This window comes from Candidatus Poriferisodalis sp., from assembly GCF_965208555.1.
Classification (GTDB): domain Bacteria; phylum Actinomycetota; class Acidimicrobiia; order Acidimicrobiales; family Poriferisodalaceae; genus Poriferisodalis.
In genome coordinates this window covers 1,727,000-1,753,473 of sequence record NZ_OZ242342.1, presented here as the reverse complement: position 1 = coordinate 1,753,473, position 26,474 = coordinate 1,727,000, and the positions used below count along the sequence as shown (strand labels likewise).

The 26,474-nt window shown below is 68.9% G+C and carries 26 protein-coding genes and 2 tRNA genes; 13 read left to right on the top strand and 15 right to left on the bottom strand.

Annotated features, from left to right (window positions below; translation table 11 throughout):
* The first annotated feature begins 94 nt into the window (after positions 1–94).
* Complete coding sequence (locus ACOGXE_RS07995; RefSeq protein WP_419933413.1) at positions 95–1,015, top strand: 5'-3' exonuclease; 921 nt, start codon at positions 95–97, stop codon at positions 1,013–1,015.
* 33 nt (positions 1,016–1,048) lie between these two features.
* Here ACOGXE_RS07995 and ACOGXE_RS07990 read toward each other — a convergent pair whose 3' ends face one another.
* Positions 1,049–1,408: a VOC family protein gene (locus ACOGXE_RS07990; RefSeq protein ID WP_419933412.1), complete on the bottom strand. Its 360-nt coding sequence runs from the start codon at positions 1,406–1,408 to the stop codon at positions 1,049–1,051.
* A 75-nt stretch (positions 1,409–1,483) separates the two neighbouring features.
* Here ACOGXE_RS07990 and ACOGXE_RS07985 point away from each other — a divergent pair, with 75 nt between their 5' ends.
* The 3 genes from ACOGXE_RS07985 to ACOGXE_RS07975 are packed head-to-tail and all read left to right on the top strand — an operon-like array spanning position 1,484 to position 4,426.
* Positions 1,484–3,040, top strand: coding sequence for an acyl-CoA carboxylase subunit beta (locus tag ACOGXE_RS07985; protein ID WP_419933411.1), 1,557 nt, complete (start codon positions 1,484–1,486; stop codon positions 3,038–3,040).
* A 25-nt stretch (positions 3,041–3,065) separates the two neighbouring features.
* Entirely contained in the window at positions 3,066–3,272 is a 207-nt protein-coding gene (locus ACOGXE_RS07980) for a hypothetical protein (RefSeq protein ID WP_419933410.1), read from the top strand.
* Between the two features lie 2 nt (positions 3,273–3,274).
* Positions 3,275–4,426, top strand: coding sequence for a CaiB/BaiF CoA transferase family protein (locus ACOGXE_RS07975; protein WP_419933409.1), 1,152 nt, complete (start codon positions 3,275–3,277; stop codon positions 4,424–4,426).
* Here ACOGXE_RS07975 and ACOGXE_RS07970 read toward each other — a convergent pair.
* From ACOGXE_RS07970 to ACOGXE_RS07950, 5 genes are read right to left on the bottom strand one after another with little or no spacing between them, the layout of a single operon-like run.
* On the bottom strand, positions 4,423–5,853 hold the full coding sequence (locus ACOGXE_RS07970; protein ID WP_419933408.1) for a DCC1-like thiol-disulfide oxidoreductase family protein: 1,431 nt from the start codon (positions 5,851–5,853) through the stop codon (positions 4,423–4,425). The genes ACOGXE_RS07975 and ACOGXE_RS07970 overlap by 4 nt on opposite strands.
* A gap of 3 nt (positions 5,854–5,856) precedes the next feature.
* A complete protein-coding gene (locus tag ACOGXE_RS07965) occupies positions 5,857–6,402 on the bottom strand; it encodes a hypothetical protein (RefSeq protein ID WP_419933407.1) in 546 nt (181 codons plus the stop codon).
* A 22-nt stretch (positions 6,403–6,424) separates the two neighbouring features.
* The gene (locus ACOGXE_RS07960; protein ID WP_419933406.1) at positions 6,425–8,470 is read right to left on the bottom strand and encodes a methylmalonyl-CoA mutase family protein; all 2,046 of its coding nucleotides are present in this window, start codon (positions 8,468–8,470) and stop codon (positions 6,425–6,427) included.
* A gap of 13 nt (positions 8,471–8,483) precedes the next feature.
* On the bottom strand, positions 8,484–9,191 hold the full coding sequence (gene aat, locus ACOGXE_RS07955; RefSeq protein WP_419933405.1) for a leucyl/phenylalanyl-tRNA--protein transferase: 708 nt from the start codon (positions 9,189–9,191) through the stop codon (positions 8,484–8,486).
* Between the two features lie 56 nt (positions 9,192–9,247).
* On the bottom strand, positions 9,248–10,183 hold the full coding sequence (locus tag ACOGXE_RS07950; RefSeq protein ID WP_419933404.1) for a peptidylprolyl isomerase: 936 nt from the start codon (positions 10,181–10,183) through the stop codon (positions 9,248–9,250).
* Positions 10,184–10,250: 67 nt separating this feature from the next.
* On the opposite strand from ACOGXE_RS07950, the gene ACOGXE_RS07945 reads away from it, so the two are divergent.
* On the top strand, positions 10,251–11,477 hold the full coding sequence (locus ACOGXE_RS07945; protein WP_419933403.1) for an aspartate kinase: 1,227 nt from the start codon (positions 10,251–10,253) through the stop codon (positions 11,475–11,477).
* 175 nt (positions 11,478–11,652) lie between these two features.
* On the top strand, positions 11,653–12,669 hold the full coding sequence (locus tag ACOGXE_RS07940; RefSeq protein ID WP_419933402.1) for an aspartate-semialdehyde dehydrogenase: 1,017 nt from the start codon (positions 11,653–11,655) through the stop codon (positions 12,667–12,669).
* Positions 12,670–12,823: 154 nt separating this feature from the next.
* Here the strand turns inward: ACOGXE_RS07940 and ACOGXE_RS07935 are convergent, their stop codons facing one another.
* The 3 genes from ACOGXE_RS07935 to ACOGXE_RS07925 form a co-directional block, all read right to left on the bottom strand.
* Entirely contained in the window at positions 12,824–13,831 is a 1,008-nt protein-coding gene (locus ACOGXE_RS07935; protein ID WP_419933401.1) for an NAD(P)-dependent oxidoreductase, read from the bottom strand.
* Positions 13,832–13,976: 145 nt separating this feature from the next.
* Positions 13,977–14,050 (bottom strand) — tRNA-Pro (locus ACOGXE_RS07930).
* Between the two features lie 80 nt (positions 14,051–14,130).
* Complete coding sequence (locus ACOGXE_RS07925; RefSeq protein ID WP_419933400.1) at positions 14,131–14,517, bottom strand: response regulator; 387 nt, start codon at positions 14,515–14,517, stop codon at positions 14,131–14,133.
* 108 nt (positions 14,518–14,625) lie between these two features.
* Here ACOGXE_RS07925 and ACOGXE_RS07920 point away from each other — a divergent pair, with 108 nt between their 5' ends.
* Together ACOGXE_RS07920 and ACOGXE_RS07915 are read left to right on the top strand one after the other, a co-directional pair.
* Positions 14,626–16,062, top strand: coding sequence for an NfeD family protein (locus tag ACOGXE_RS07920; protein WP_419933399.1), 1,437 nt, complete (start codon positions 14,626–14,628; stop codon positions 16,060–16,062).
* 65 nt (positions 16,063–16,127) lie between these two features.
* Positions 16,128–16,394, top strand: coding sequence for a WhiB family transcriptional regulator (locus ACOGXE_RS07915; protein WP_419933398.1), 267 nt, complete (start codon positions 16,128–16,130; stop codon positions 16,392–16,394).
* A gap of 11 nt (positions 16,395–16,405) precedes the next feature.
* Here ACOGXE_RS07915 and selB read toward each other — a convergent pair whose 3' ends face one another.
* The 4 genes from selB to ACOGXE_RS07895 form a co-directional block, all read right to left on the bottom strand.
* Positions 16,406–18,130 carry a selenocysteine-specific translation elongation factor gene (gene selB, locus ACOGXE_RS07910; protein WP_419933397.1) on the bottom strand — a complete coding sequence of 575 codons (1,725 nt, stop codon included), beginning with the start codon at positions 18,128–18,130 and terminating at the stop codon, positions 16,406–16,408.
* A gap of 115 nt (positions 18,131–18,245) precedes the next feature.
* A tRNA-OTHER gene (locus tag ACOGXE_RS07905) sits at positions 18,246–18,318 on the bottom strand.
* Positions 18,319–18,445: 127 nt separating this feature from the next.
* Positions 18,446–19,708, bottom strand: coding sequence for an L-seryl-tRNA(Sec) selenium transferase (gene selA / locus ACOGXE_RS07900; RefSeq protein ID WP_419933396.1), 1,263 nt, complete (start codon positions 19,706–19,708; stop codon positions 18,446–18,448).
* 42 nt (positions 19,709–19,750) lie between these two features.
* A complete protein-coding gene (locus tag ACOGXE_RS07895; protein WP_419933395.1) occupies positions 19,751–20,941 on the bottom strand; it encodes an Mrp/NBP35 family ATP-binding protein in 1,191 nt (396 codons plus the stop codon).
* A 133-nt stretch (positions 20,942–21,074) separates the two neighbouring features.
* On the opposite strand from ACOGXE_RS07895, the gene erpA reads away from it, so the two are divergent.
* The 5 genes from erpA (at position 21,075) to ACOGXE_RS07870 (ending at position 24,257) form a co-directional block, all read left to right on the top strand.
* Positions 21,075–21,410, top strand: coding sequence for an iron-sulfur cluster insertion protein ErpA (gene erpA / locus ACOGXE_RS07890; RefSeq protein WP_419933394.1), 336 nt, complete (start codon positions 21,075–21,077; stop codon positions 21,408–21,410).
* Between the two features lie 113 nt (positions 21,411–21,523).
* Positions 21,524–23,044 carry a 2Fe-2S iron-sulfur cluster-binding protein gene (locus ACOGXE_RS07885; protein WP_419933393.1) on the top strand — a complete coding sequence of 507 codons (1,521 nt, stop codon included), beginning with the start codon at positions 21,524–21,526 and terminating at the stop codon, positions 23,042–23,044.
* Positions 23,045–23,251: 207 nt separating this feature from the next.
* A complete protein-coding gene (locus ACOGXE_RS07880) occupies positions 23,252–23,713 on the top strand; it encodes a pyridoxamine 5'-phosphate oxidase family protein (RefSeq protein ID WP_419933392.1) in 462 nt (153 codons plus the stop codon).
* A gap of 19 nt (positions 23,714–23,732) precedes the next feature.
* Positions 23,733–24,080 (top strand): RidA family protein, encoded by a 348-nt coding sequence (locus ACOGXE_RS07875; RefSeq protein WP_419933391.1) that lies wholly within the window; start codon positions 23,733–23,735, stop codon positions 24,078–24,080.
* A gap of 21 nt (positions 24,081–24,101) precedes the next feature.
* Positions 24,102–24,257 carry a hypothetical protein gene (locus ACOGXE_RS07870; protein ID WP_419933390.1) on the top strand — a complete coding sequence of 52 codons (156 nt, stop codon included), beginning with the start codon at positions 24,102–24,104 and terminating at the stop codon, positions 24,255–24,257.
* A gap of 4 nt (positions 24,258–24,261) precedes the next feature.
* Here ACOGXE_RS07870 and ACOGXE_RS07865 read toward each other — a convergent pair whose 3' ends face one another.
* A complete protein-coding gene (locus ACOGXE_RS07865) occupies positions 24,262–24,945 on the bottom strand; it encodes a winged helix-turn-helix domain-containing protein (RefSeq protein ID WP_419933389.1) in 684 nt (227 codons plus the stop codon).
* Positions 24,946–24,955: 10 nt separating this feature from the next.
* Positions 24,956–26,335 (bottom strand): glutamine synthetase family protein, encoded by a 1,380-nt coding sequence (locus tag ACOGXE_RS07860; RefSeq protein ID WP_419933492.1) that lies wholly within the window; start codon positions 26,333–26,335, stop codon positions 24,956–24,958.
* Between the last annotated feature and the right edge of the window lie 139 nt (positions 26,336–26,474).

Sequence of the window (26,474 nt, the reverse complement as noted above, 5' to 3'; positions counted from 1 at the left end):
CCGCCGGAGATGTCTCCTGGCGGATCGGCCGCGCCAACTCTAGAGCGGCCTGCCGCGGCAGTGCCCTGTGCGGCGGCCTTCTAGGGTCGCGGCAATGGAGGGATCAGCGGGCGCGCCGCCGACCGGCGGACAGGTCGACGTTCACCTGATCGACGGCACCTACGAGCTGTTCCGCCACTTCTTCGCGGTGCCCGGCCGCAAGGCGTCCGACGGCAGCGAGGTAGGGGCGCTGCGGGGCGTGCTGGGCAACATCGTGATGCTGCTGGAAGGCGGTGCCACGCACGTGGCTGTGGCCACCGACCATGTCGTGGAGTCGTTCCGCAACGATCTGTGGCCCGGCTACAAGGACGGCTCGGGCATCGAGCCCGACCTGCTGTCGCAGTTCCATCCGACCGAGGAGGCGCTGGGACTGCTGGGCGTGGCGGTGTGGCCGATGGTGGAGTTCGAAGCCGATGACGGCATGGCAGCCGGCGCGGCGATGGCTGCAGACGACGACCGTGTCCGGCAGGTGTTCATCTGCACGCCCGACAAGGACTTGGGCCAGTGCGTCGGCGGCAAGGTGGTGCAGTGGGACCGCCGCGCCGACGAGATCATCGACACCGCCGGCGTCGAGGCCAAGTTCGGCGTGCGGCCCGAATCCATACCTGACTACCTGGGCCTGGTCGGCGACAGCGCTGACGGCTTTCCGGGCCTGAAGGGCTGGGGCGCCAAATCGACGTCGGTGATGCTGTCGCACTACGGCCACATCGAGGACATCCCGGTCTCAGCGGACGATTGGGCAGTGAAGGTGCGCGGTGCCGCAGGCCTTGCTGCCACCTTGGATGCCGAGCGCGACCTCGCGCTGCTGTTCCGCCGCATCGCCACGGTGCGCACCGATGCGCCGGTGTCAGACGGCGTCGACGAGTTGGCCTGGCGCGGACCGCACAGCGGGTTCGAAGACCTCTGCGAGCAGATCGGCGCCGGCCCGCTGTTCGAGCGGGTGATGAACCTCGCGGCCTACCGCGCTGACCTCTAGCAGAGGCGACGCTGGATTGTCGCGGCGCCGGTCTCAGGCGGGCTGGTTCAGCTCGATCATGTTGCCGGCCGGGTCGAAGAAGAACGTCTGGCGGGCGGTCGTTCCCGGCAGCGGCACCGGGTCTTTGACCTTCACGCCGGCGTCACGCAGCTCGGCCACGGTGGCGTCGATGTCGTCCACCCTGAACGCCCAGTGCTGGCCCTTGGGCGGCACCCAGTCGGCCACCTCGATCAGGTGCACCTCGCCGCCGCCCGGCGTCTGCAGCCACCGCCCGTTGAACCCGAAATCGGGCCGATCCAGCAGCTTCATGCCCAGGATGTCGGTATAAAACGGCGCCGCAGCGTCAACGTCGGCGCAGTTGATCGAAACGTGATGCACAGGCCCCAGTTCCATGAGGGGAGCTTAGGCTCACCCTCACGCCCCTGTCCGCTGAGCTACACCACAGCTGGCTCTCGTAGGCTCTGCTGAATGTCTGAGCCGACGATGGACGAACGGCTGGAAGAGCTGGCCCGTCGCCGGGAAGAGGCGCGCAACGCCGGCCCGGAGCGGGCAGTCCAGCGCCAGCACGACAAGGGCAAGATGCTGGCCCGCGAGCGCATCGAGTACCTGTTCGACGAGGGCACGTTCCACGAGCTCGACATGCTGGCCCGCCACCGGGCCCACGATGTCGGCCTCGACGAGCGCCCCTACACCGACGGCATCATCACCGGCTGGGGCAACATCGACGGCCGCAAGGTCTTCGTGGCCAGCCAGGACTTCACCGTGTTCGGCGGCGCCCTCGGCGAGGTGTTCGCCGAGAAGACCCACAAGGTCATGGACCTCGCCGAGTCGGTCGGCGCGCCGATCATCGGCCTGAACGACGGCGCCGGCGCCCGCATCCAGGAGGGCGTGGTCTCGCTGGCGGGCTACGGCGGCATCTTCCGGCGCAACGTGCTGGCCTCGGGCGTCATCCCGCAGATCAGCGTCATCATGGGCCCGTGCGCCGGCGGCGCCGTCTACTCGCCCGCCATGACCGACTTCATCTTCATGGTGCGCGACTCCAGCCACATGTTCATCACCGGGCCCGACGTGGTGAAGACGGTCACCGGCGAGGACGTGACGCTCGAGGAGCTCGGTGGGGCCGGCTCCCACAGCACCAAGTCGGGCGTGGCCACGTTCGTCGCTGCCGATGAGAAGGCCGTGCTCGACGACGTGCGCTACCTGCTGTCGTTCCTGCCCTCGAACAACCTGGATGCACCGCCGGTCACCGAGGCCGCCGACGAGCCCGATCGCTGGTGTCCGACGCTGCGCGACCTAATGCCGCAGAGCCCCAACGTGCCCTACGACATGAAGCAGGTGATCGGCGAGGTCGTCGACGACGGCGAGTTCTTCGAGTACCACGCCGCGTGGGCGGGCTCCATCGTGTGCGGCTTCGCACGCCTCAACGGCCGCTCGGTGGGCGTTGTGGGCAACCAGCCGATGGTGATGGCCGGCGTGCTCGACATCGAGTCGTCCGAGAAGGCGGCCCGCTTCGTGCGGTTCTGCGATGCCTTCAACATCCCGCTGCTGACGTTCGTGGACGTGCCCGGCTTCCTGCCCGGCGTCGACCAGGAGCACGGCGGCATCATCCGCCACGGCGCCAAGCTGCTCTACGCCTACTGCGAAGCCACCGTGCCGCGGGTGCAGGTGATCACCCGCAAGGCCTACGGCGGCGCCTACGTCGTCATGGACTCCAAGTCGGTCGGCTGCGACGTCAGCTTCGCCTGGCCCACGGCTGAGCTCGCGGTGATGGGGCCGCAGGGAGCGGTCGAGATTCTGAACCGGCGCGAGCTGCAGCAGGCCGCCGACCCCGAGGCCCGCAAGGCGGCACTGGTCGACGAGTACAGCCGCAAGTACGCCAACCCCTACATCGCAGCCGAGCGCGGCATCGTGGATGCGGTCATCGACCCGGCCGAGACCCGCCAGAAGGTCATTGCCGCGTTCGACATGATCGGCGCCAAGCGCGAGGAGTTGCCGCGCCGCAAGCACGGCAACGTGCCGCTGTAGCGCCCATGGAACGAGTGGGCGACCGGTGACCGCACCCGTGATCGACGCGTCGCACGTGGCCATCAGTCCTGCGGCGACTGCGGAAGAGGCCGCCGCCATCGTCACGGCGCTCGAACTGCTGTGGCCCCGTCCCGCCCCGGCCGACCCGCATGCGGTCCGGTCCAGCAAGTGGCGCTTCAGCGGCCGTCCCTGGCAAGCTCCCACCTCCTGGCCCGCCGTCCGCTACCGCTAGCCGTGCCCGCTGGCCCGAATCCCGCCGCAGCCATGCCGCTCGACGGCCTGCGAGTCGTGGATCTCTCATCGGTGTTCGCCGGGCCGCACTGCGCCCGCTACCTGGCCGACTTCGGCGCCGATGTCATCAAGGTGGAACGCCCCGGCGGCGACACCGTCCGCAACATGGGCTGGCGCGACGCGCAAGGCGAGACCCTGTGGTGGCGCCTGGTCAACCGCAACAAGCGCTGTGTCACGCTCGACCTCAAGCACGCCGGCGACGTGGCACTGCTGCGGCGGCTGCTAGCTGTCGCCGACGTGCTGGTGGAGAACTTCCGGCCCGGCAAGCTCGAAGCGCTCGGCCTGGAGCCGAGCGAGCTGATCGACGCCAACCCGCGGCTCGTCATCGTGCGCCTGACCGGCTTCGGCCAGGACGGCCCGTACCGCGACCGCCCCGGCTTCGCCACGCTGGCCGAGGCCATGAGCGGTTTCGCCTCCATGAACGGCGAGGCCGGCGGCGCACCGCTGCTGCCGCCGGTTGCGCTCACCGACGAGATCGCTGGCCTCGCCGGAGCGTTCGCCGCCATGGTGGCCCTGCGCAGCGGCGTCGGCCAAGTGGTCGACGTCAACCTGCTCGAGTCGATGTCCCAGGCCATGGGCCCGCTGATGACCGCCTGGCACAGCGAGGGCTACCTGCAGCCCCGCCTCGGCGCAGGCATCCCCTACAGCGTCCCCCGCGGCACCTACCAGGCATCCGACGGCGGCTGGCTGGCAGTCAGCACCTCCACCGACTCGGTGGCCGCCCGTGTCATGGAGATGATCGGCATCGGCGACGACGAGCGCTTCACCACCTTCGAAGGCCGCATGGCCCACCGAGCCGAGCTCGACGAAGCAATGGCCGACTGGGTGTCACAACGCACGCTCGACGAGGCAGTAGCAGCATTCGACAACGCCCAGGCAGCCGCAGCACCAGTCCTCGACATGAGCCAGCTCGCCACCGATCCCCACACCATCGCCCGCGAGTCCTTCGTCGAAGTAGACGGACTCGTTCAGCAGAACGTAATAGCCCGCCTCAGCGCCACCCCAGGCCAAGTCCGCTGGACCGGCCGCGACGAAGGCGCCGACAACAACTGCCTCGCCAACCCTGACCCAGACGACCCCTGGCCCAAGGCCTAGGAATCGATCCGCTCCACACCCTTCAGCTTCAACAACACCCACCGCCCACCCCGCATCAGCGGGTACGTAAGACGAGCGATCAGCGGCGACCTGAACGCCAACCGGTTGAACTTGCTGAACGCCCCACGATCCTCAGCCAGCAGCGCGAGCACGCGCAGCGCCTCGTGCCCCACGAAGAACCGGTCGCCGATCTTCACCACCATCCCGTCGTTGAGATCGTGCGGCAGCCCCCGCACCTCGTCGACGATCGGGCCGCCCTGGCGCGCGTCAACCAGCACGAACTCGCCGACCGACTGCTGCAGCCGCAGATATTGGGCGTAGTTGTTGCACATCGGGCATTCGCCGTCGTACACGAGCCAGACCCGTTCGGTGTGTCGGGGCTGCTGTGACTGCTGCCGGCGTTTCATGAGGCGGAACGGAATGCCCACGATCGGCAGCGACCGCACGGTCCCCGACAGCGAGAACCGGGCGGGCGCCAGCGGCGACAGCAACAAGAACAGGCCCACCATGACGATGTTGAGGTTGAAGGTGATGCCCATGAGCAGGTTGCTCGTGATGTGGAACATCATCAGCACTGCGCCGATCGGCCGATGCAGGTGGGGCCGGAACACGACGAGCAGCGCAAAGATCTCGATGTAGAGCGTCAGCCACCACATCGATTGGCCCAGCCAGTCGCGCTGCGCCACGAACGGCAGCAGCATCGGCGATTCATCGGCTTCGGCGAGCGATCGGTCCAGCAGGATGCGCGTCAAGGCATCGGACGAGAACAGCTCAAGCCGGCCGTACCAGATCTTCCAGACGCCCGACAAGGTGTACGTCAGCAAGATGACGCTCTGCGCCAGCCACAGGGTCGTCAGGCACGCACGCACGTTGCTCCGCCCGGCGCGCAGGTCGCTTTGGCGGCCCGGCAGGAACAGGAGTGCGAAGCCGACCAGCAGCAGGACATGCACGCCGTGGTTGATGGAGCCGTACGAGTTGCGGATAGCGACGTGCAGCATGAGGTGCAGGAAGGCGCCGAACCGCAGGATGAAGAGCCTTGGGGAGGCTGCAGCCCCGAGCGCGAACAGCAGGCCTGCCGCCATCAGCGCAAGCTCGTGCCGCAGCCAGGCTGTCCCGGCAAGCTGCTCGAGGAGTCTGATCGGCCACAGCGGCGCTGTTGGGGGACCGCCGGAGTAGGCGTCCCCGAACGGGTAGCGGGAGGTGCCGACCATGAAGGCGAGGAACAGGTAGTAGAAGCGGCTCAGCAGCACCACTTCACTCGCGCTGCGCGTCAATTCAGCGGGCGTTCGAGGCTCCCCGACGCCAGCGCCGAGAATCGACTTGCGGATCTGTCGCAGGAGGCGTCGGATCCGCACTGAAGTGCCCGCCGAGCTGCGTCTCGGCACCTCGACGGGTGGAGACTGGTCTGCGACGGCTTCGGGTGCCATCGCTCAGCCGCTGTCCATCAGGGTGTCGGTGCGGCCCGTGTGGGTGTTCCAACGGACGATCACTTTGCTGGGTCGGAAGAAGTCGGTCCTGGCCAGCCGTCCGTCGACGAAGTCGACGATGTTGTCCTGCACATCGTGCAGATCGACGTCTGCTCTGATGATGCTGAAATCGACGCTTCGCTCGCCGAGCGCTCGCCGAATGATCGGATCCAGCACTTCCGTCACGTTCTCATCGCAGCCTCGATCCTTCTCGCATGCGATCGCGACGCGACGCAGCGCCTTCCAGTCCCGGACGTCCTCGCTCGGAATCAGATAGCGGGTCTCTGCGGGCGTCTCCCCGTCGATCGCGTCGATGACCAAGGCGTACTCGAACGTCTCCCAGTCGGGAATGTGGGTGAAGAGCTTCCACTTGAAGAAGGGGAAGACCTCGACGTGCTCGGTTTCCAGGACGGAATTGAGCGGGATCATCGCGAGGTACAGCACCAGGAAGGCAGGTATCAGCCACTTGAACCGTCGAGATCGTTTCGTGACCTCAGCGACGTTGCTCATCAGGCGGCGAACCTCGCTGCTGTCAGGTCGAGCGAGCCTGCTCGGCCAATGCTGCGATATCGGCCATGATCGCGGACAGCTCGAAGTCCTTCGGGGTGTAGACGGCGGTCACGCCGGCATCGCGCAAGAACTGATGATCTGCGGGCGGGATGATGCCGCCGACCACCACGGGGGCGCTCACGCCTTCGGCTTCCAGACACGACAGCACCTCGGGCACGAGTTCGAGGTGCGAGCCCGACAGGATCGACAGGCCCACCACGTCCACGTCCTCGTCACGGGCTGCCGCGGCAATGTGGGCGGGTGTGAGGCGGATGCCCTCGTACACCACTTCCATGCCGGCGTCGCGGGCGGCGACCGCCACCTGTTCAGCGCCGTTGGAATGACCGTCCAGGCCGGGCTTGGCGACCAGCACCCGGGGCGGCCCGCCCGCCATCGCCGCACATCGCTGTGCAACCGAGGCCAGTCCCGGGCCTCGTGATCGGGCGCCCCCAGCACCGGCGGCGCCTGTTGCCCCGAGGCCGGTGGGCGCACGGAACTCGCCGAACACCTCGCGCAGCGCCTCGGCCCACTCGCCGGTCGTCACCCCGGCATGGGCCGCCTCGATGCTCGGCCCCATGATGTTCACCTCGCCGGAGGCGGCCACCCGCAGGTCGTCCAGGGCGGCGACCACCCGGTTCGAGTCGCGTGCGGCCCGCCAGCGCTCGAGGTCGGCGACCAGTCCGGCCTCCACCTCGGGATCCACTCGCAGGATCGACTCGTCGCCCTCCAGCGGCGACGGTGCCGTTTCGGTGAACTCGTTCACCCCCACCACGGTCATCTCGCTGCTCTCGATCTGGCGCACCCGCTCGGTGTGGCTGGCCACCAGGCGCCGCTTCAGCTCCGCGATCGCGGCGAAGGCGCCGCCCATCTCGAGCACGTCGTCGAGCTCAGCCTGTGCTGCCTCCACCAGTTCGGCCGTGCGACCCTCGACCACCACCGAGCCGTCGAAGATGTCGCCGTACTCCAGCAGGTCGGTCTCGTGGGCCAGCACCTGCTGGATCCGCAGCGACCACTGCTGGTCCCAGGGCCGCGGCAGCCCCAGCGCCTCGTTCCAGGCGGGCAGCTGCAGCGAGCGGGTGCGTGCCCGCTGCGACAGCGTCACGCCGAGGGCTTCGAGCGTGATCCGGGCCACGTTGTTCTCAGGCTGCGCTTCGGTCAATCCCAGCGAGTTCACCTGCACGCCATAGCGGAAGCGCCGCAGCCTGGGGTCGGCCACGCCGTAGCGCTCGGCGCAGATCTGGTCCCACATCTGGGTGAAGGCCCGCACCTTGCAAACCTCCTCGATGAACCGGATGCCGCCGTTCACGAAGAACGAGATGCTGCCCACCGTGGCGTCGAAGCGCTCGGCCGGCACCTTGCCGCTGTCGCGCACGGCGTCCAGCACGTCGATCGCGGTCGCCAGCGCGTAGGCGATCTCCTGGGTGGGTGTCGCGCCGGCTTCCTGCAGGTGGTAGCTGCACACGTTGATCGGGTTCCACTGCGGCAGGTGGGCCGAGCAGTACGCCACGACGTCGACCGTGAGGCGGCGGCTGGCCTCGGGGCTGTAGATGTAGGTGCCCCGGCTCAGGTACTCCTTCACGATGTCGTTCTGGGTGGTGCCCCGCAGTGCCCCCGCCGCCACCCCGGCGTTCTGTGCGTTGGCGATGTAGAGGCTCAGCAGCCACGGCGCGGTGGCGTTGATGGTCATGGACGTGTTCATGGCATCGGGCGGGATGCCGTCCATGAGCTCGGCCATGTGACCCAGGTGGGTGACGGGCACGCCGACCTTGCCGACTTCGCCTTGCGCCATCGGGTGGTCAGGGTCGTAGCCGGTCTGAGTGGGCAGGTCGAACGCCACCGACAGCCCCGTCTGGCCCTTGGCCAGCATCGACCGGTACAGCTCATTGGACGCCCGGGCGGTGGAATGCCCCGAGTAGGTGCGCATCAGCCACGGCCGCGAACGTCCTGGCGCATCTTTCCGCGGCGTCGGCAATTGTTTCGCGCTCTTGTTCGCTTCGCTCACGGGCCGCTCGGGCCACGGCTTCGCCATTCGGCTCAGCCTCTTAGCCTTCGAGCATGCGGAAGACCATCGGGCGCAGCCAGATCTCAGGCAGCGGCCGGGTGATGGCTTCGGCCAGCAGCTCCAGGTAGGCCGCGCGCTCGATCTCGACGGCACCGAGCCCGGCCAGGTGCGGTGTGGACCACTGCACGTCCAACAGTGCGCCGCCGGTCACCTTGAGCGCATCCACCAGTGCCACCAGCGCCACCTTGGAGGCGTCGCTCTCGGTGTGGAACATCGACTCGCCGGCGAAGAACGCACCTACCGCCACCCCGTAGAGGCCGCCCACCAGCTCATCGTCCAGCCAGGTCTCCACGCTGTGTGCCCACCCGAGTTCATGGAGCTGCAGGTAGGCGTTGTGCATGTCGTCGCTGATCCAGCCGTGCGGCCGGGCGGGATCGGCGCAGGACTCCAGCACCTGTTCGAAAGCGGTGTCGATGCGGATGTCGAAGCGGCGGCAGGCCTTGCGCAGCGAGCGGCTGACCCGCAGGTAGCTGAGCGGCAGGATGCCGCGCGGGTCCGGCGACCACCAGCCGACGGTGTCGCCGAGCGGCATGGGAAACAGGCCTGAGCGGTATGCGCCGAGCAGCGTGCCCGCTTCGAGGTCGGCTCCCGCCCCGACGAGACCGTTCTCGTCGGCTGTCGACGCGGGCGGGAATGACCATCCCGATGAGGGCGGCTCCGTAGGGCCGTCTTCTGACTGGCGCTGCATCGAAGCGAGCCTACGCCTGATCGCTTCGCTGCGTTGGGCCCGGCGGCACGCGCGAGCTAGCTGCGCGCATCGGTGTAGGCGTCGATCTGGGCCTGCGTGGCCTCGGTGATCGTCACGCTGCGGACCACTACCTCGCTGATCGGCTCGTCGCCCGGTCCGGTGTCGACGCCCTCGATCTCCATGACGACGTCCATGCCCTCGACGACGTGGCCGAGCGGCGAGTACAGCGGCGGCAGCCCGGCGCCGTGGGGGCCGGTGATCACGAAGAACTGTGAGCCGTTGGTTGCGGGATTGCTCCGGTTGGCCATGGCCACCGAGCCGATCCGGTACCAGTCGTCGGCTGGGGGGAAGCCACCGGTGAACTGGTAGCCGGGGCCGCCGGCGCCGTACTGCAGTTGAACATCGCCGCCCTGGATCACGAAGTCGGAGATGATCCGGTGGAACAGCGTCCCTTCGTAGGCGCCCCATCTCGCCAAGACGATGAAGTTGTTGACGCTCACTGGGTCCAGCGTCGGGTCGAGCACCATCGTGAAGGGGCCCATGTTGGTGTCGAAGGCTGCGGCGTAGAGCACCTCGTTGTCGATGCAGACCGGCGGCGGCGCAGGGAACTGGTTGAGCGGGCCGTCGCTGCCGTCGGCGGCCGGGCAGGCGGTCGGATCGGGTGCCGTGGCCGCGTCCGGGCTGTCGTCGGCCTCAGCCTCGGCCGCTGCTTGGGTGGCCGGGGGCGCGTCGTCGCTCGGCTCGTCGGTCTCGAACGCGGTCGCGTCGTCGGCCTCGGTGTCGGCGGCCACGGCGGCATCGCCGTTGTCGCTTTCCTCGGGGTCGTTGCCGGTGAAGACGCTCCACAGCCACAACGCGATCAGCACTGCTGCCACCGCCAGCACGATCCTCAGCACCCTGCGTGTCGTGCTCGAACGCTTCTTGGCGCGTTCGGCAGCGGCCACTGCCCGCATGCGGTTCTCGCGTTGGCGCTGTCGCTTCTCGCTGCTCATGAGTGCCCCTGAGGTGTGCCGGCGGTCACACTACCGACGCCTCACCCCGCCGGTACCCTCGCCCAGCGTGCCGTTGGTCGTGCAGAAGTTCGGTGGAACGTCGATCGCCAGCGCGGCGCGCATGCGAGAAGTTGCCGACCACGTGAAGCACTGCCGCAGCCGCGGCGATGAGATCGTGCTCGTCGTCAGCGCCATGGGCTCGGAGACCGACGAGCTCATCGCGCTGGCCTCCCAGATCACCGACGATCCGTCGGGTCGCGAGCTGGACATGCTGATCACGGCGGGCGAGCGCAAGGCGATCGCGCTGATGTGCATGGCGCTGCACGACGTGGGCGTACCGGCTGACTCGTTCACCGGCAGCCAGGCGGGCTTTCTCACCGATACGAACCATCGCAACGCCAAGATCCTGTCGGTGACGCCGAAGCGGGTGACCGAGTCGCTCGAAGCGGGCCGGGTCGCCGTCGTGGCGGGAGCGCAGGGCGTGTCGACCGACAACGACGTGACCTTCCTGGGCCGCGGCGGGTCCGACACCACCGCCGTCGCGCTGGCGCACGGCCTCGGCGCCGACGCGTGCGAGCTCTACACCGATGTCTCGGGGGTCTTCACTACTGATCCCCGCGTGTGTCCCCGAGCTCGCAAGATCGCACGAATCGGGTTCGACGAACTGCTCGAGATGACCGCGATGGGCTGCCCCAAGCCGGCCGCCCGCTCGGTCGAGGTTGCCCGCACGTACGGCGTTCCCCTGCACGTGCGCTCGGCATTCACGTGGGAACCGGGAACATGGGTCGTCGACACGGAGTCAGGCATGGACGCGAGGGAAATGGAAAAGCCGATCGTGACCGGCATCGTGCCGGACACATCGCAGGCCAAGGTGACGCTCGTCGGCGTCCGCGATGAGCCGGGCATCGCCGCCAAGGTGTTCCGCACGCTCGCCGACGCGGCGGTGGTCGTCGACATGATCGTGCAGAACGTGGGCGACCACGACCGCACCGACATCTCGTTCACCGTTCCGGCCGAGAGCGCCGATGAGGTGGCAGCCATCTGCGAAGCCATGGTGGACACGGTGGGCTTCTCGTCGACGAATACCGATGCCGACATCGCCCGGGTCTCCCTGGTCGGCGCCGGCATGGCCAGCCACCCCGGTGTGGCCGCCACCATGTTCGAGACGCTGGCGGCGCAGGACATCAACATCGAGATGATCTCCACCTCGCCCATCCGCATCTCCTGCGTGGTAGCAGAAGCAGACGTAGACCGAGCCACCGTCGCCCTCCACACCGCCTTCGGCCTCGACTGAACGAGGGGTGGGCAGGGGCAGCAGTGCCCACGCGCAGTTCGCAGCGCCACAGCCCATCCACCGTGCAGCGGGCGGCGCTGCGCATGTTTGAGCATGGGTGCTGCTGCCCCTGCCCACCCCGGGGAGCAGATAAATCACGGGAGCCAGCAGAACAGTCGTCGGTAGCCTCGGACCCATGCGAGTAGGAATCGTCGGAGCCACCGGCCAGGTCGGCGGCGTCATGCGAGCCATCCTGGCCGAGCGAAGCTTCCCCATCGACGAGCTGCGGCTCTTCGCATCGGCACGTTCAGCCGGTCGCAAGCTCGCCTGGAACGGCCACGAGATCACCGTCGAGGACGCCGCCGAGGCCGACTACCGCGGCCTCGATATCGCCCTGTTCTCCGCAGGCAAGACCACCTCGCTGGCGATCTCCGAGCGTGTCGCCGCGCAAGGCCCGACCGTCATCGACAACTCCTCTGCCTGGCGCATGGATCCCGACGTCCCGCTGGTGGTGCCCGAGGTGAACGCCAAGGAGGTGTTCAACGCACCCAAGGGCATCATCGCCAACCCCAACTGCACGACGATGGCGGCGATGCCGGTGCTGGCGCCGCTGCATGCCGAGGCCGGCCTGACCTCGATGGTGGCAGCCACCTATCAGGCTGTGTCGGGCGCCGGCCTCGCCGGCGTCGACGAGCTGGAACGGGCATTGGACGCGACGAACCCCGACGCCGCCGCTCTCACCTTTGACGGCGACGCCGCCACCCATCCGGCACCGGACAAGTTCCCGGGCCCGATCGCGCACAACGTGCTGGCCCAGGCCGGCAGCTTCGTCGACGACGGCTTGGGCGAGACCGACGAGGAGCAGAAGCTCCGCAACGAGAGCCGCAAGATCCTGGGCATCCCCGGTCTCGCGGTGTCGGGCACCTGCGTGCGGGTCCCGGTGTTCACCGGCCACTCGCTGTCGCTGAACCTGCGCTTCGAGCGCCCCATCTCCCCCGAGCGAGCCACCGAGCTGCTGGCCGAGGCGCCAGGCGTAGAACTCGCCGACGTGCCCACACCCCTCCAGGCAGCAGGCCGCGACCCCTCGTATGTAGGCCGCATCCGCCGCGATTCCACCGTCGAGCACGGCCTAGCGCTCTTCGTAGTAGGCGACAACCTACGAAAAGGCGCCGCCCTCAACGCCATCCAGATCGCAGAAACCCTCGCCGCCTAGCACGCCGGTCGAGAGTCGCAGACAGGACGAGGGCCGGGCGGGGGCAGGGGTGCCCACGCGCAGTTCGCAGCGCCACAGCCCATCCACCCTGTTACGGGCGGCGCTGCGCATGTCTGAGCATGGGTGCGCCTGCCCCCGCCCAGCCCGGGCACACCTATAAGCCGCGACGCACAACGACCTCGGCACCAGCAACCTCAGGCTCGTCATCAACAATCTCAGCCGGAAAACCAGCAGCCGTAACAGCCCGCCCAGTGGCCTCCTCCAACCGGCGGATGATGTTCGGCGACCACTCCCGTTCGCCGTAGCGGGCGGCCCCGTCGGCGAACACGTCCACCAGCACCGGTGACAGTTCCAGCGGCAGATCGTGCTCGGCGGCGATGTCGGCGAACAGGCCGATGTCCTTGCACACCAGGTCCATGGTGAAGTTGATGTCCCGCGAGCCGTTCAGAATCACCTGGCTCTCGGTCTCGTGGACGAACGAGTTGCCCGAGCTGATGCGGATGGCTTCGTATGCGGTGGCCAGGTCCATGCCCGCCGCCTGCGATGTCGTCAGCGCCTCGCACAGCGAGACCAGGTTGGCGGTGGCCAAGTAGTTCGTCACCACCTTGAGAATCGAGGCCGAGCCCAGCGGCCCGGTGTGCAGAATGCGACGCCCCATGGTGGTCAGCAGCGGCAGCATCGCCTCGAAGGTGTCGCGCTCGCCGCCGGCGAAGATCGAGATGTTCCCGGTGGCGGCCCGATGGCACCCGCCCGACACCGGGCAGTCGATGGCAGCGCCGCCAGCCGCTTCCACCAAGGCGCCCAGCCGGCGCACCTCATGGTGGTCAGTGGTGCTCATCTCAGCCCAGATCTTGCGGCCCGAGCCAGATGAGTCGGCCGCCGCAAACCCGGCCAGCACACCGTCAGCAGCCTCGAGCACCGCAGCAACCGCAGCAGGCGACGGCAAGCAGGTGATCACCACATCACAGCGTTCGGCCAGCTCAGCCCCAGTAGCGGCGGTCTCAGCACCGGCTTCAAGAAACGGTGCCATCGCCTCCGGGTCCAAGTCGCGCACCACCAGCTCGAACCCATTGCGCAACAAAGACCCAGCCAGCTTCCCCCCAACATTCCCCAGCCCAACAAACCCGACAAGCGGAAAGGCCCCCACCGCGTAGCTGTCCATCAAGCTGACCCCCCGTATTGGCGCCCAGATGGCAGAGCTGCGGAGGCGGCAGGAGATTCGGCGACGTTGCGACCTGCCGGATCGCTGGTCGCAGAATCTCCTGCCGCCTCCGCGGCGGGCACGACTTCGTGCTCGCCGATCCCAGTCGGGCAGGCGGGATTTGAACCCACGACCTCTTCGTCCCGAACGAAGCGCGCTACCAACCTGCGCCACTGCCCGTGTGCGACCGCCGTTGGCGGATCGCTCCGGCCGAAGCTACCGGTCCGACACGCAGGAGCGCTACAGGAATTCCAGCCCGCTCAGCCCGTGCTGGCGGCGTCCCGCTGCAACAGCTCGTGCGCGGTGCGCCGCAGCTGCAGCGGGTTGAGCGGCTTGACCAGCCACGCGTCGGCGTCGGAGCGCCGGGCCAGGAAGATGTCGGCCTCGCGGTCGGCCAGCATCAGCACCGGTACCCGCGGCAGCCGTCCCATGCCCGATTCCAGGCGCAGGTCCAGGCAGGTGGCCATGCCGCCCATGTTGCCGATCTGGAAGTCGAGGATCACCAGGTCGGGGGTGCTCGCCGTCACCGCAGGCCGTACGTCATGCCCCGATCGCACCACCCGGAAGGTCACGTCGGGCGCCGACAGCGCAGCCGCTACCTCTTCGACGACCCAGTCGGCATCGGTGGCCAGCAGCACGTCGGTCACGGGCCGCAGCGTAATGGGGCGAACATCGGCATCTACGGTGATGCACTGTTCCGCCAAAGCCGGGGCACACCTCTAGAGTTCGCGCCGACTGTGTCCAAGGGAGCCCGGGTGAACGCACATCAGCACCGCCGCAGGTTCACGCGTCTTGTGGCCGCGACGCTGCTGCTGTCCGCCGTGGTGGGTCTGGCCGCCGCGCCGGCATCTGCTCATGATGACCTGGAAGACGACTCCCACGACCCGGACACCCCTCACATCGTCGGCGACGAGCGCCCGCGGCAGATCGTGGTGCTGGAGGTGCATGGGCTGATCGACCCGATCATGGCGTCCTACATCAAGCGGCAGCTCATCACGGCGACCGGGCTCCATGCGATCGGCGTGGTGCTGCAGATCAACAGCGCAGGCACCACGCTCGATGATGCTGCGCTGGTCGAGCTGCTCGACAGCGTTCGCCTCGCGCACCTGCCGGTGGGCGCTTGGGTCGGCCCCAGCGGCGCACAGGCGCTGGGGGGTGCCGCCCACCTGGTCACGGCGGCCGATTTCTCCGCAATCGCGCCCGGCGGACGCATCGGCGACTTCACCTCTGTCAGGGATCTCGTTCATGTGCACGGAACGGGCGCCTATGGGCTCGACCCCGGCGACGTCCACAGCCATGACGGCGACGCGCTGCATTCGGGCGCCGTCGTCCGCCACTACGACGCCGACACGGCGATGGGTGCAGGCCTCACCCACAGCACAGCGCCGGTGCTCGGTGAGTTCCTGTTTGCCATGTCCGACGCGGGCCTGCTGCCGCCGATCACGCAAGACGTGACCGGCGACGACGGCATCGTCCGGCGGCCTCTGGCCGACGACGTGGTGGTGTCGTTTGTGAAGCTGCCAGTGCTCGACGGCCTATTCCATACTGCTGCTAGCCCTGCGGTGGCCTACCTGCTGCTGCTCGCAGGGCTGTCGCTGCTGCTGCTCGACTTCTACACCGGCGGCATCGGCATCGCTGCCGTCGTCGCCGCGGTGTGCGGCCTGCTCGCTGCGTTCGGCTTGGGCACGCTCGACATCCGGCTGTGGGCGCTCGCACTGCTCATGGCCGGCTTTGTGGCGTTCGCGGTGGACATCCAGACGGGTGTGCCGCGCTTTTGGACAGTGGCGGGCGGTGCGGCGGTGCTCGCTGGCTCGCTGACGCTGTTCGGCCAGCACTCGATGAGCTGGATCCCGCTGCTCGTGGGCCTGGTGGGCGTCGGCGCGTTCGTGCTGTCGGGTCTGCCCGCGCTGGTGCGGACCCGCTATGGCACGGCCACCGTGGGCCGGGAGTGGCTGATCGGGGTGGAGGGGACGGCGGTGACCGACGTCGATCCCGACGGGACCGTCGAGGTTCATGGCGCCCAGTGGCGCGCCCGAGTCAACCGCCTCACGCCGCTGCAGGCGGGCGAGCCGCTGCGCGTCAGCGGCCTGAGCGGCGTGGTGCTCGAGGTGGAGCCGCTGGAGGGCGCGGCCGTCGACTACCGCGAGATGCGCCGAAAACGGGCCGATGCGACGGTTTCCGAAACCGAATGAGGTTTCGTTTACCTCTTGTCAAGCGAATTCTCGTGCTCTAGTGTCCCCTCCGACAAGGGGGACACATGAGCGCTCTGCTGGTCGATGAGTGGCAGGACAAGGCAGCCTGCAGAGGACCTCAGGCGGCGGTTTTCTTCCCGCCGCCCCGCACCGAGCGGCGCGACGAGAAAGCTGAGCGCGAAGCCCGAGCCAAGGCCATCTGCGGCCAGTGCTCGGTGATCAGCGATTGTCTCGATCATGCGCTGGACGTCGGTGAGGCGCATGGCATCTGGGGCGGGCGCAACGAGATCGAGCGCCGCAACATGCTGCTCTTGCGCGGCGAAGCCAGCTAGAGCTCTCCGCCTCAATCTGATACTTCGGGCAGCCGGGGCCCGGCGATGCGCAGGTCGCCCCGCCGCCGCGTCACACCCGTCCGGTCCAGGTAGCCCACCAGCGGCAACGCGTACTTGCGCGTCGTGCCGAGCGCTTCTCGGATCTCGGCCACCGTGATGCCCTCGGGCTGAGCACCCAGCAGGCCGGCGATCTGCTCGGCTGCGGCCTCGATGGCGGAGGCTGCAAACCAGATCCCGTCCGCGTGCACAAGATCGCCGCGCGCTGCCAGCGCCAGCAGTTCCCGCTGGCTGGCAGTGCTCGGGGCCGGCGGCGAGAAGGGTGCCGCTGCCAGCTCAGCGATGACGGGATGGTCGGCCAGAACGTCGTCGGCATCGGCGCGAAGCGCCCGCCCGGCTTCGACAGTGATCCCGTCGAGCGTGTCCAGCGCGAGCCGCTGGCGTTCGTCGAGTCCGGCCAGGTCCAAGCCGAGGGGGCCGGCGCGTTCGATCCGGTCTCGAAGATCGTCGACCAGCGCCTCGACCAGCTCCGGCACCGCCACCCAGCCTCCCAGCACCGGCTGTGCCCGCTCGCCGGTCAGCCGCTCGAGCTGCGTCGCCTCGATCCAGCCGCGCTCGGCCACCATGCGCTCGGGGCGGGCGTCCGGCCTGGCAACCGAGGCCCGCAGCTGGGGATCGGGATCGAGCACCGTGCCGCCGCCGACAGTCTGTCCCCGCCCGAAGTCCCGCAGCACGAAGCGGTCTCCCATCACGAGCGGCAGCGCTACCGGCAGGTGCAGCCGGGCGTAGCCGGTCTGGCCGGGGGCGATGCGTTCGGGCCCCAGCACGCGCAGCCGCACCGGCCACTCGCCCGAGCCGAGATACAGCGCATAGGCGCCTCGCCGGGTCACATCGTTCCGCACACCATCGAGCACAGCGAGTTCCACGTCGATGCTGCGGGTGTGGTGCCACTGGTCGGGCCGCACCAGGGCGATGCCGCGTCCCAGGTCGTCGGCATCGACGCCAGTGAGATTGAGCGCGACACGGTGGCCCGGACCAATCCGCTCGACGGCGGTGCTCTGGGTCTGGATGGCCCGTACCCGGGCAGGCCGGCCGCCGGGTGCGGTCCGCAGCTCGTCGCCGGTCGAGATGGGCCCACCCGCGAGCGTGCCGGTCACGATCCGGCCGGCTCCCGTCGCAGCGAACGACCGGTCGATCCACAGGCGGGGCCGGTCGCGGTCGACAGCCGTGGGCGTGGCAGCGCAGAGGTCGTCAAGCGCCGACCGAAGCTCGTCCAGGCCGGTGCCGTCGATGGCGTCGGTGGCGATCACCGGCGCGTGCTCCAGGAACGTGCCCTCGACGTGCTCGGCAATGTCCAGCCTGGCCAGCTCGGCCAGCTCGTCGTCCACCAGATCGATCTGGCTGAGCACCACAACGCCGTGCGAGATGCCGAGCAGCTCCAGGATGGCCAGGTGTTCAGCCGACTGCGGCTTCCAGCCCTCGGGTGCCGCCACGACGAACAGGCAAGCGTCCACCGCCCCGACGCCGGCCAGCATGTTCTTCACGAATCTGATGTGGCCGGGCACGTCCACGAAGCTGACCTGCCGGCCCGACGGCAAGGTGCAGAACGCGAACCCCAGGTCGATGGTGAGCCCGCGCGCTTTCTCTTCGGCCAACCGATCAGGATCGGTGCCGGTGAGGGCGCGCACCAGCGTCGACTTGCCGTGGTCCACGTGGCCCGCGGTGCCGACGATGTGCACGCCGCCAGCTTGCCCCGCCGGGGCTGCTGCGTGTCGATTTGTCTCGAGCGAGCCGGCTGACGTGCCCGGCGCCGGAATCGGCTTGTGTAGCGTGTCGGTGCGACCGTAAGGTCGCTGGTGGACCTAGACGGAATCGAACCGTCCGAGGCGGGGGTATCAATCCAGCTCGGCGCACCAGCGCTAGGCCCTTGAGAGCCGCACCCTTTCGGGGTGCGGCTCTCGCTATGCTGGCAGGCCGAACGTCATGTTCTTTCATGAATTTCTGATCCGAGGACTGTGCGCGGCAGAGCGGAGCCGGGGGCCCTGCACCGCTATTCAGGATTGCTGGTCGAGCGTCTGGCGGGCGGCGGCGGCCACGATGGCGTCATCGGCTGGATCGATGGTGCGCAGGTCGATCACCGTGGTCTGCTCGTTGACGCGGGCGATCACCGGCGGGTCGTGCGCCCGCAGCGATGCGGCGTGGTCGCCGTCGAGTTCGATGCCGGCCGAGGGAATCTCCTGTCCGGGCAGGGAACCGGCGCCGGCGATGGCCGTGGTGCGAGCCGGCCGGCCTACGCCGAGGGCATCGGCACGCTCGGCAAGGTCGTCGACCGGCACCCGGGCCATGCGCCAGAACGGGATGGCGTCGGCGTCCCGGCGCAGGTAGGCCATCGCCACCGACTGCAATGCGTCGAGCACCAGCGATCCGGGCCGGAAGGCTCGCATCAGCGGGTGCGCTGCGCAGGCGGCCACCAGGTCAGCCTTCCCGCAGATGATCCCGGCTTGGGGTCCGCCCATGAGCTTGTCGCCCGAGAACGTCACCAGCGCTGCGCCCGCCGCCAGCGTCTGTCGGGCGCCCGGCTCGCCGGCCAGCCAGTCGGGGCGCTGCCCCAGCCAACCGCAGCGTTCATCCAGCAGGCCCGAGCCCAGGTCGGACACCACCGGCGGTCCGATCTTCGCCAGGTCCGCCACGTCGGCCTCTTCGGTGAAGCCGGTGATGCGGTAGTTGGACGGGTGCACCTTCAGCAGCAAGGCAACGTCGTCCCGCTCGGCGGCTGCCCGGTAGTCGGACGCCCGGGTGCGGTTGGTGGTGCCCACCTCCACCAGCCGCGCCCCCGACTGCTCCATCACCTCGGGCACCCGGAAGCCGCCGCCGATCTCCACCAGCTCGCCCCGCGACACGGCCACGCCCCGGTCACGCGCCAGCGCCGCCAGCACCAGCGTCACCGCGGCGGCGCAGTTGTTGACGACGAGCGCCGCTTCGGCACCGGTCAGCGTCGCCAGCAGCAGCGAGGCGTGCGAGGCACGCGAGCCGCGCCGGCCCGTTTCGATGTCGAACTCCAAGTTGCTGAACCGCACCGGCCCGCCGCGGCCAGCTTCCAGTCCCAGTGGCGCTCGGCCCAGATTCGTGTGCAGCAACACGCCAGTGGCATTGATCGCGGGGCCCAACAGGCTGCGCCGCAACCGGTGCGCCTCGTCGGCCGCCGAGTCGGGATCGCCCGCCGCAATGGCGGCACGAGCGGCAATCACCAGCAGAGGATGCGGCAGGCCGACGTCCGCGATGGAAAGCGCCAAGTCGTTCACCGACGGCGGCCTCATCGCCCGGACCCTACCGGCACCCCCTGTGCACCTCCGGGCGAGTCAGCGACGAGCGCTGAGCGTGACGGGAATCGGCCCGTCCATGCGTGCGGTGCAGGTGCCCATGTCAACCGGCGGGCAGATCTCGGCAACCAGCCGCTCGGTGATCTGCTCGAACACCGCTGCCGCCGGGCCCCCAGACCCGTCGCCCGTCACCGGCTCGCCGGCATCGCCGCCGGCAGACACCGCAGGCTCCAGGGGCACTGAGCCCAGCAGCGGGACGCCCAGGTCGGCGGCGAGGCGCTCCCCGCCCCCCTCGCCGAAGAACGACCACTGCTGCCCGTCGGGTGCGGTGAACGCACCCATGTTCTCCACCACGCCCACGATCGGCATGTGGCTGCGACGGGCCATGTCGGCCACGCGCACCGCCACCTTCTGCGCGCTCAGCGCGGGCGTGGTCACCACCAGCATCTCGGCCTGGGGCAGCAGGCGGGCGAGCGCCATCTGCACGTCGCCGGTGCCGGGCGGCATGTCGATGAGCAGGTAGTCCAGCTCGCCCCAGTCCACGTCGTGCAGGAACTGCTCGACGGCCTTGGCCAGCATGAGGCCCCGCCACATCAGGGCGGTTTCCTCGGTCTCCACCAGCAGCCCGGTCGAGACCACCTTCAGCATCCCGTCGCCCAGCGGCTGTTCGTCGGGCACGATCTTGCCGCGCTCCTCGCCCTCGGCAGGGGGCCGAGCCTCCAAGCGGCCTTCCATGCCCAGCATGCGGGGGATGCTGAAGCCCCAGATGTCGGCATCCATGACGCCCACCACGAACCCGCGGGCCGCGAGCGCTGCCGCCAGGTTCACCGTGACCGACGACTTGCCGACGCCGCCTTTGCCCGAGGCCACAGCCAGCACCCGGGCGCTGGCCGGTACCTGTGTCGGCGCAGCCTTGTCGCGTGCAGTACGCCGGGCACGTTCCATCACCCGGGCCTTCTCGGCAGCGTTCAGCTCGTCCCAGTGCAGTCGCACGTTCTCGATGCCGGCCAGCCCGGCGACCCGCGTCTCGCAGTCCCGCTTGATGGTGGCGCGCAGCGGGCAGCCGGCCGTGGTCAATGCCACGGTCACGTGACCGGTGGTGCCCTCGCGGTAGGCGTTGCGCACCATGCCCAAGTCGACGATGTTGTCGCCCAGCTCGGGGTCCATGACCCCGCGCAGGATGGCGATCATCGCCTCGTCATTCGCAGGAGCATCGGTGGCGGTGCTCACGCTTCCGCAGGGTAATGGCGGCCCGAGGCTGAGCCGCCAAGCCCAGTGTGCTCACCTGTGCATTCGGGCCTGATGGCACTAGCATCGGTGGCAGAACGTTTGCCCGTGTGGGGCTGATTCGGGAGTCGCTGTTGTGATCACCCTGACCGATACCGCCGCAGAAAAGGTGCACGAACTCATCGCCCAGGAGCAGTCCGAGGCGGGAGGCGAGACCGAGCTTGCGCTGCGTGTCGCTGTGCGGCCGGGCGGCTGCTCGGGCTTCAGCTACGAGATGTTCTTCGATTCCGAAGTGGCCAACGACGACATGTCGCAGGCATACGGCGACGTCAAGGTGGTGTCCGACCCGATGAGCGCGCAGCTGCTCGAAGGCGCCACGCTCGACTTCACCGATGGGTTGATGGGATCAGGCTTCGCGATCGACAATCCCAACGCGCAGCGCACCTGCGGCTGCGGCAACTCATTCAGCTGAGCCGCACTGAACCCGAAGCCGGGCCCTCCCCGGCGGGTACCAGCAGCACCATCACGTTCGTCGTCGACGGCCATGCCGTCGAAGTTCCCGACGACGGCGACACGCTGCTCGGCGTGCTGCGCGACCGCCTCGGCATCGAATCAGTGCTCGACGGGTGCAGCCCGCAGGGCCAGTGCGGCTGCTGCACGGTGCTGGTCGACGACGCGCCCCGCGTGGCCTGCGTCACCCCGGCACGCCGCGTCGCCGGCCGCCAAGTCACCACCGCCGCCGGTCTGAGCGCCAGCGAGCAGCAACGCTGGGCCGAAGCATTCCTGTCCTGCGGTGCAACCCAGTGCGGCTTCTGCACACCCGGCATCGTGTGCCGTCTTGTAGGCCACGAGCGACGCGGCGCCAATCTGTCAGATCGCACCACGGTCGACAAGGCGCTCGCCGCCCACCTCTGCCGCTGCACCGGCTGGCAAACCATCCGCGAAGCAGCCACCCACGCCGCCGCCCCAGCCGAGCGGTCGACCCCCGCGCCCGAGCGCGATCAGAACGCCGCCGCCCGCCGCGCCGCCCTAGAGACGGGCGGCCCCCAGCAGTCAGTGCCCGCCAGCGTCCTGGGCGCGTTCAGCTTCGGCGCCGACGGCGCACCCGCAGGCACGCTCACGGCCGTCGCCGGGCCGAGCGGTGAGTGGCACGCAGCCGAGACCCTGGATCAAGCCCGCCGTCAAGCCGGCAAGGTCCAAGGCCGCCGCACCACCCTCGAGCCCAAACCGCCCATAGCGATCCCCAAGCCCCCGCCAGGAACCGAGTGGGACGTTCAGCTCGCCACCTGCTGGACCGAACCCGGCTATCTGGAGACCGACGCAGCCTGGTGCGAACCCGGCGCCAACCCCTCCGACCCGCTGGCAAACGGCGGAGCCTTCGGCGGCAAGACCAACTCACCCGTCCGTGAAGAAGCCCGTCAGCTCGCCACAGAACTGGGACAACCGGTCCGCGTGCTGTGGTCACGCGAAGACGTCGTGAGGCGTGGCCCGAAGCGTCCGCCGTTGGCGGCGGGGCTACGAGCGGACGGCTCCGGTGTCATTCGGATTGCGCGTACGGCTGGCGCGGCCGAGGCGCTGCGCTCCGCGCTGCCGGACGCCGAGATCGTCGAGGTCGACGTGCCGGGACCGCCGACGTCGATGGACCTCCGCGCGGCGGTCTGGGCCGAGGCACAGATGCTGGCTTCGGCCCTGAACCGGCTGCAATCCGGCGAATCGCTTGACGCGGGCACCTCCACGGTCGAAATGACGTCTCCTGCGGGTGCCACCGCACGAGCCACCATCAACCAGGCCGGCATCGAGGTGAAGGTCGATGCCGGCGAACCGCTCGATACGACGACGCTGCGCAGCTACGTAATAGGCGCCACCCACATGGCCTGGAGCTGGGTTACATCGGAGGCGCTGACCGTCGACGCCGAAGGCGAGGTTCACGACCTCACCATCCGCAGCTTCGGCATAGCCCGCTCAGCCGACACCCCAGAAATAGAAGTCACGATCCAACCGCCGCGACAGTCGCCCGTCCCCGCAGGCGAAGCAGTATTCGCAGCAGTAGCAGCAGCCACCTGGCTCAGCCGCGGCGCGCCCGCCCACCTCCCCACCGGCAGGTAGAGCGCACAGCAAAACAAGGGGTGAGCGGGGGCAGCAGTACCCACGCGCAGTTCGCAGCGCCACAGCCCATCCACCTCGCAACGGGCGGCGCTGCGCCTGTCTGAGCATGGGTGCTGCTGCCCCCGCTCACCCCGGGGGGAGATGGGCACCGCTGCCCCCGCTCACCCCGGGGGGAGATGGGCACCGCTGCGCTAGCGTCGATCCGCAATGGCCGAACCAGCACAAGACAAGCTCCGCCGCCTAGTAGCCGCAGAAAACGGCCTGTGCAGCTTCGTCTGCCTAGACAGCAGCGGAAGCCCGCACGTATCCATCATCAACGCCGGCGTGATGGACAACCCCGTGACCGGCGAGACCAGTGTCGCCTGCGTAGTGCGCGCCAACGCCCGCAAGGCCCGCCTGCTGCGCAGCGACCCGCGAGCAGCAGTGGCATTCCGCCACCGGTGGGACTGGGTAGCCGTCCACGGCAGCGCCCAGCTCATCGGTCTCGACGACCCGGCCGACGGCGTCGCCGATGCCGACATCCCCGAGCTGCTGCGCGAGGTCTTCCGCTCGGCCGGCGGCACCCACGAGGACTGGGACACCTACGACCGGGTGATGGCCAAGGAGCGCCGCCTGGCAATCTTCGTGACGCTCGATCACATCACTTCCAACGCCGGCACCATTTCCTGAGCAGAACAGGAGGATCCCGATGGCCGCACCCGTCGCTCACTATTCGAAGTGGTACCGAGCCGGTGACTTCGTGTTCGTCTCCGGCCAGATCGGCCTCGCCGGCGGCGCGCTCGTCGAGGGCGTCGAGGCGCAGGCCCGCGCAGTGCTCGCCAATGTCTCCGAAGCGCTGGCAGCGGCGGGCGGCACCTTCGACGACGTCGTCAAGTGCCTCGTGTTCATGACCGACATCGGCAACTTCTCGCTGATCAACTCGATCTACGCAGAGGCGTTCGGCGAGCACCGCCCAGCCAGAAGCGCGATCGGCGTGGCAGCCCTGCCCTTGGGCGCCGAGGTGGAGATCGAAGCCATCGCCTTCCTCCCTGAATAGCAGCGAAGTACGCTGCCATCCATGTTCGGCGCCATCGTCATAGTGGTCGTGCTCCTCCTGAGCCCGTTCATCATCACGATCTCCCTGGCAGCAGTGGCGGCAGCGCTCGGCAAGCTCCTGCACGAAGACGCCGAAGACCGCCACGAGGGCAGCTCGCTCATCCAGACCAACGTGTAGCTGTTCAGCGCCAGCGGTAGGTGCCCAGGCGGTAGCCGACGGAGCGAACCGTCTGGATCAGGTCCGCGTTCTCCTCGCCCAGCTTCGCCCGCAGCCGCCGGACGTGGACGTCCACGGTCCGCGCGCCCCCGTAGTACTCGTAGCCCCACACCTGGTTCAGCAGCGCCTCGCGGGTGAACACCCGTCCGGGCTGCGATGCCAGGAAGCGCAGCAGCTCGTACTCCATGTAGGTGAGGTCGAGCGGGCGTTCGTCCACCACGGCCTCGTAGGTGTCGAGGTTGATGCGCAGCGGCCCGTATTCGATGATCTCGGTCGATCCGCCGTTGGATGCCGCTGCCAGGTGCGCCAGCCGGGCTTCGAGCTCGCGCGGGTGGAACGGGTCGAGGCAGAAGTCGTCGAACAGCTCGTCGCGCATGGTCAGCTCGTCGAGCGCGTTGCCGCGCACCAGCACCAGCACCCCCAGCGTGGCTGCGGCCTGCTCGCGCAGCGCCCGCGCCACCGCCCAAGCCGTGTCGGTGCCTCCCTCGCCCTCGCCGCTGTCGAGCCGGATGATGGCCCCGGCCCAGCCCTCGGGCGGCGCGCCGGTGGTCACATCGGCCGCGCTGGACACCGGTTTCCAGGCATACCCGCCCAGATCCAGGAATTGCGCCAGCTCGGCACTGGCAGCGGCGGGGTGAACGGCGTACATGAGGGCAGCTTCAGATGGCGGCGAAGTAGTTGTCCAGTTCGAATTGGGTCACTTGCGACTGGTATGCCGCCCATTCTCGCCGCTTGTTGCGCAGGAACCATCGGAACAGGTGCTGTCCGAGCGTTTCGGCCACGAGCGTGCTGCCTTCCATCTCGTCGAGCGCCTCGTCCAGCGAGGCCGGCAGATGGTGCCCGTAGGCCGGCCCGCCGTGGTCGCTGTAGCCGGTGATGGACGGGGGAGTCTCGGGCGGCAGCTCGTAGCCCTCTTCAATGCCCTTCAGGCCGGCGGCCAATATGACGGCGAACGCCAGGTAGGGGTTGGCGGCGGGGTCCGGTGCCCGGTATTCGACGCGTGTCGCCTCCTCCCCCTCGTTGCGGGTCGGCGGCACCCGGATGAGCGCTGCGCGGTTGCTGCGGGCCCACGAGATGGCCACCGGTGCCTCGTACCCGGCGATCAGCCGCTTGTAGCTGTTGACGAGCTGGTTGGTCACGGCGGTGATCTCGCGGGCGTGAGCGAGCAGCCCCGCTACGAATCCCCGCGCCACGTCGGACAGCCCGTCGGCCGAGTTCGGGTCGCTGAAGGCGTTGCGCCCGTCTGCGAACAGCGACATGTGGGTGTGCATCCCCGAGCCCTGCACGCCGGTGAGCGGTTTGGGCATGAAGGTGGCGTGCACGCCGTGCTCGAAGGCGATCTCGCGCACCAGCAGCCGGAAGGTCATCACGCTGTCGGCCATGGTGAGCGCGTCGGCGTAGCGCAGGTCGATCTCGTGCTGCGACGGCGCGTCCTCGTGGAACGAGTACTCGACCGGTATGCCCATCGCCTCCAGCGCGCTCAGCGTGCGGTGCCTGATGTTGGACGCGATGTCGGCGGTGGTGAGGTCGAAATAGCTGCCGGCGTCGAGCGGCACCGGCCGCCCGTCGACCCGATCGGGCTCGAACAGGAAGTACTCCATCTCGGGCGCGACGTAGAACGTGTAGCCGGCCTCGTGCGCACGGTCCATGACCCGGCGCAGCACACCCCTGGGGTCGCCATCAAAACGGGTGCCGTCGGCGCCGGTGATGTCGCAGAACATGCGGGCGGAGATCTCGTCGCTGCTGTTGCCGTTGCGTGCCGGCATCAGCTCGAACGTCTCGGGGTCGGGCACGGCCACCATGTCGGCCTCGGCGATGCGGCTGAAGCCCTCGATGGACGACCCGTCGAACACCATGCCCTGGGTGAAGGCCGCCTCGAGCTCGGCAGGCGAGATGGCGAACGACTTGAGCTGCCCCGCCACGTCGGTGAACCACAGGCGGATCAGCCGCACGCCGCGTTCGGTGACGCGGCGCAGCACGTAGTCCTGGGGTCGTTCCCGTGCTGGGTTGGCTGGATTCGGGATCGTCGCATCCGGCATCGTCACGGCGGCCTTCCCTTCCTGGTCGGGCCGCGGGCTGGCTGAGCCCGCAGCGGGGCGCGTCGCACCCCGATGGCTGAGCCCCCATTGTCGGGGGTGTTTCGCTGCCCGATCCAGACGCGGGGGCGAGCTTCACGCG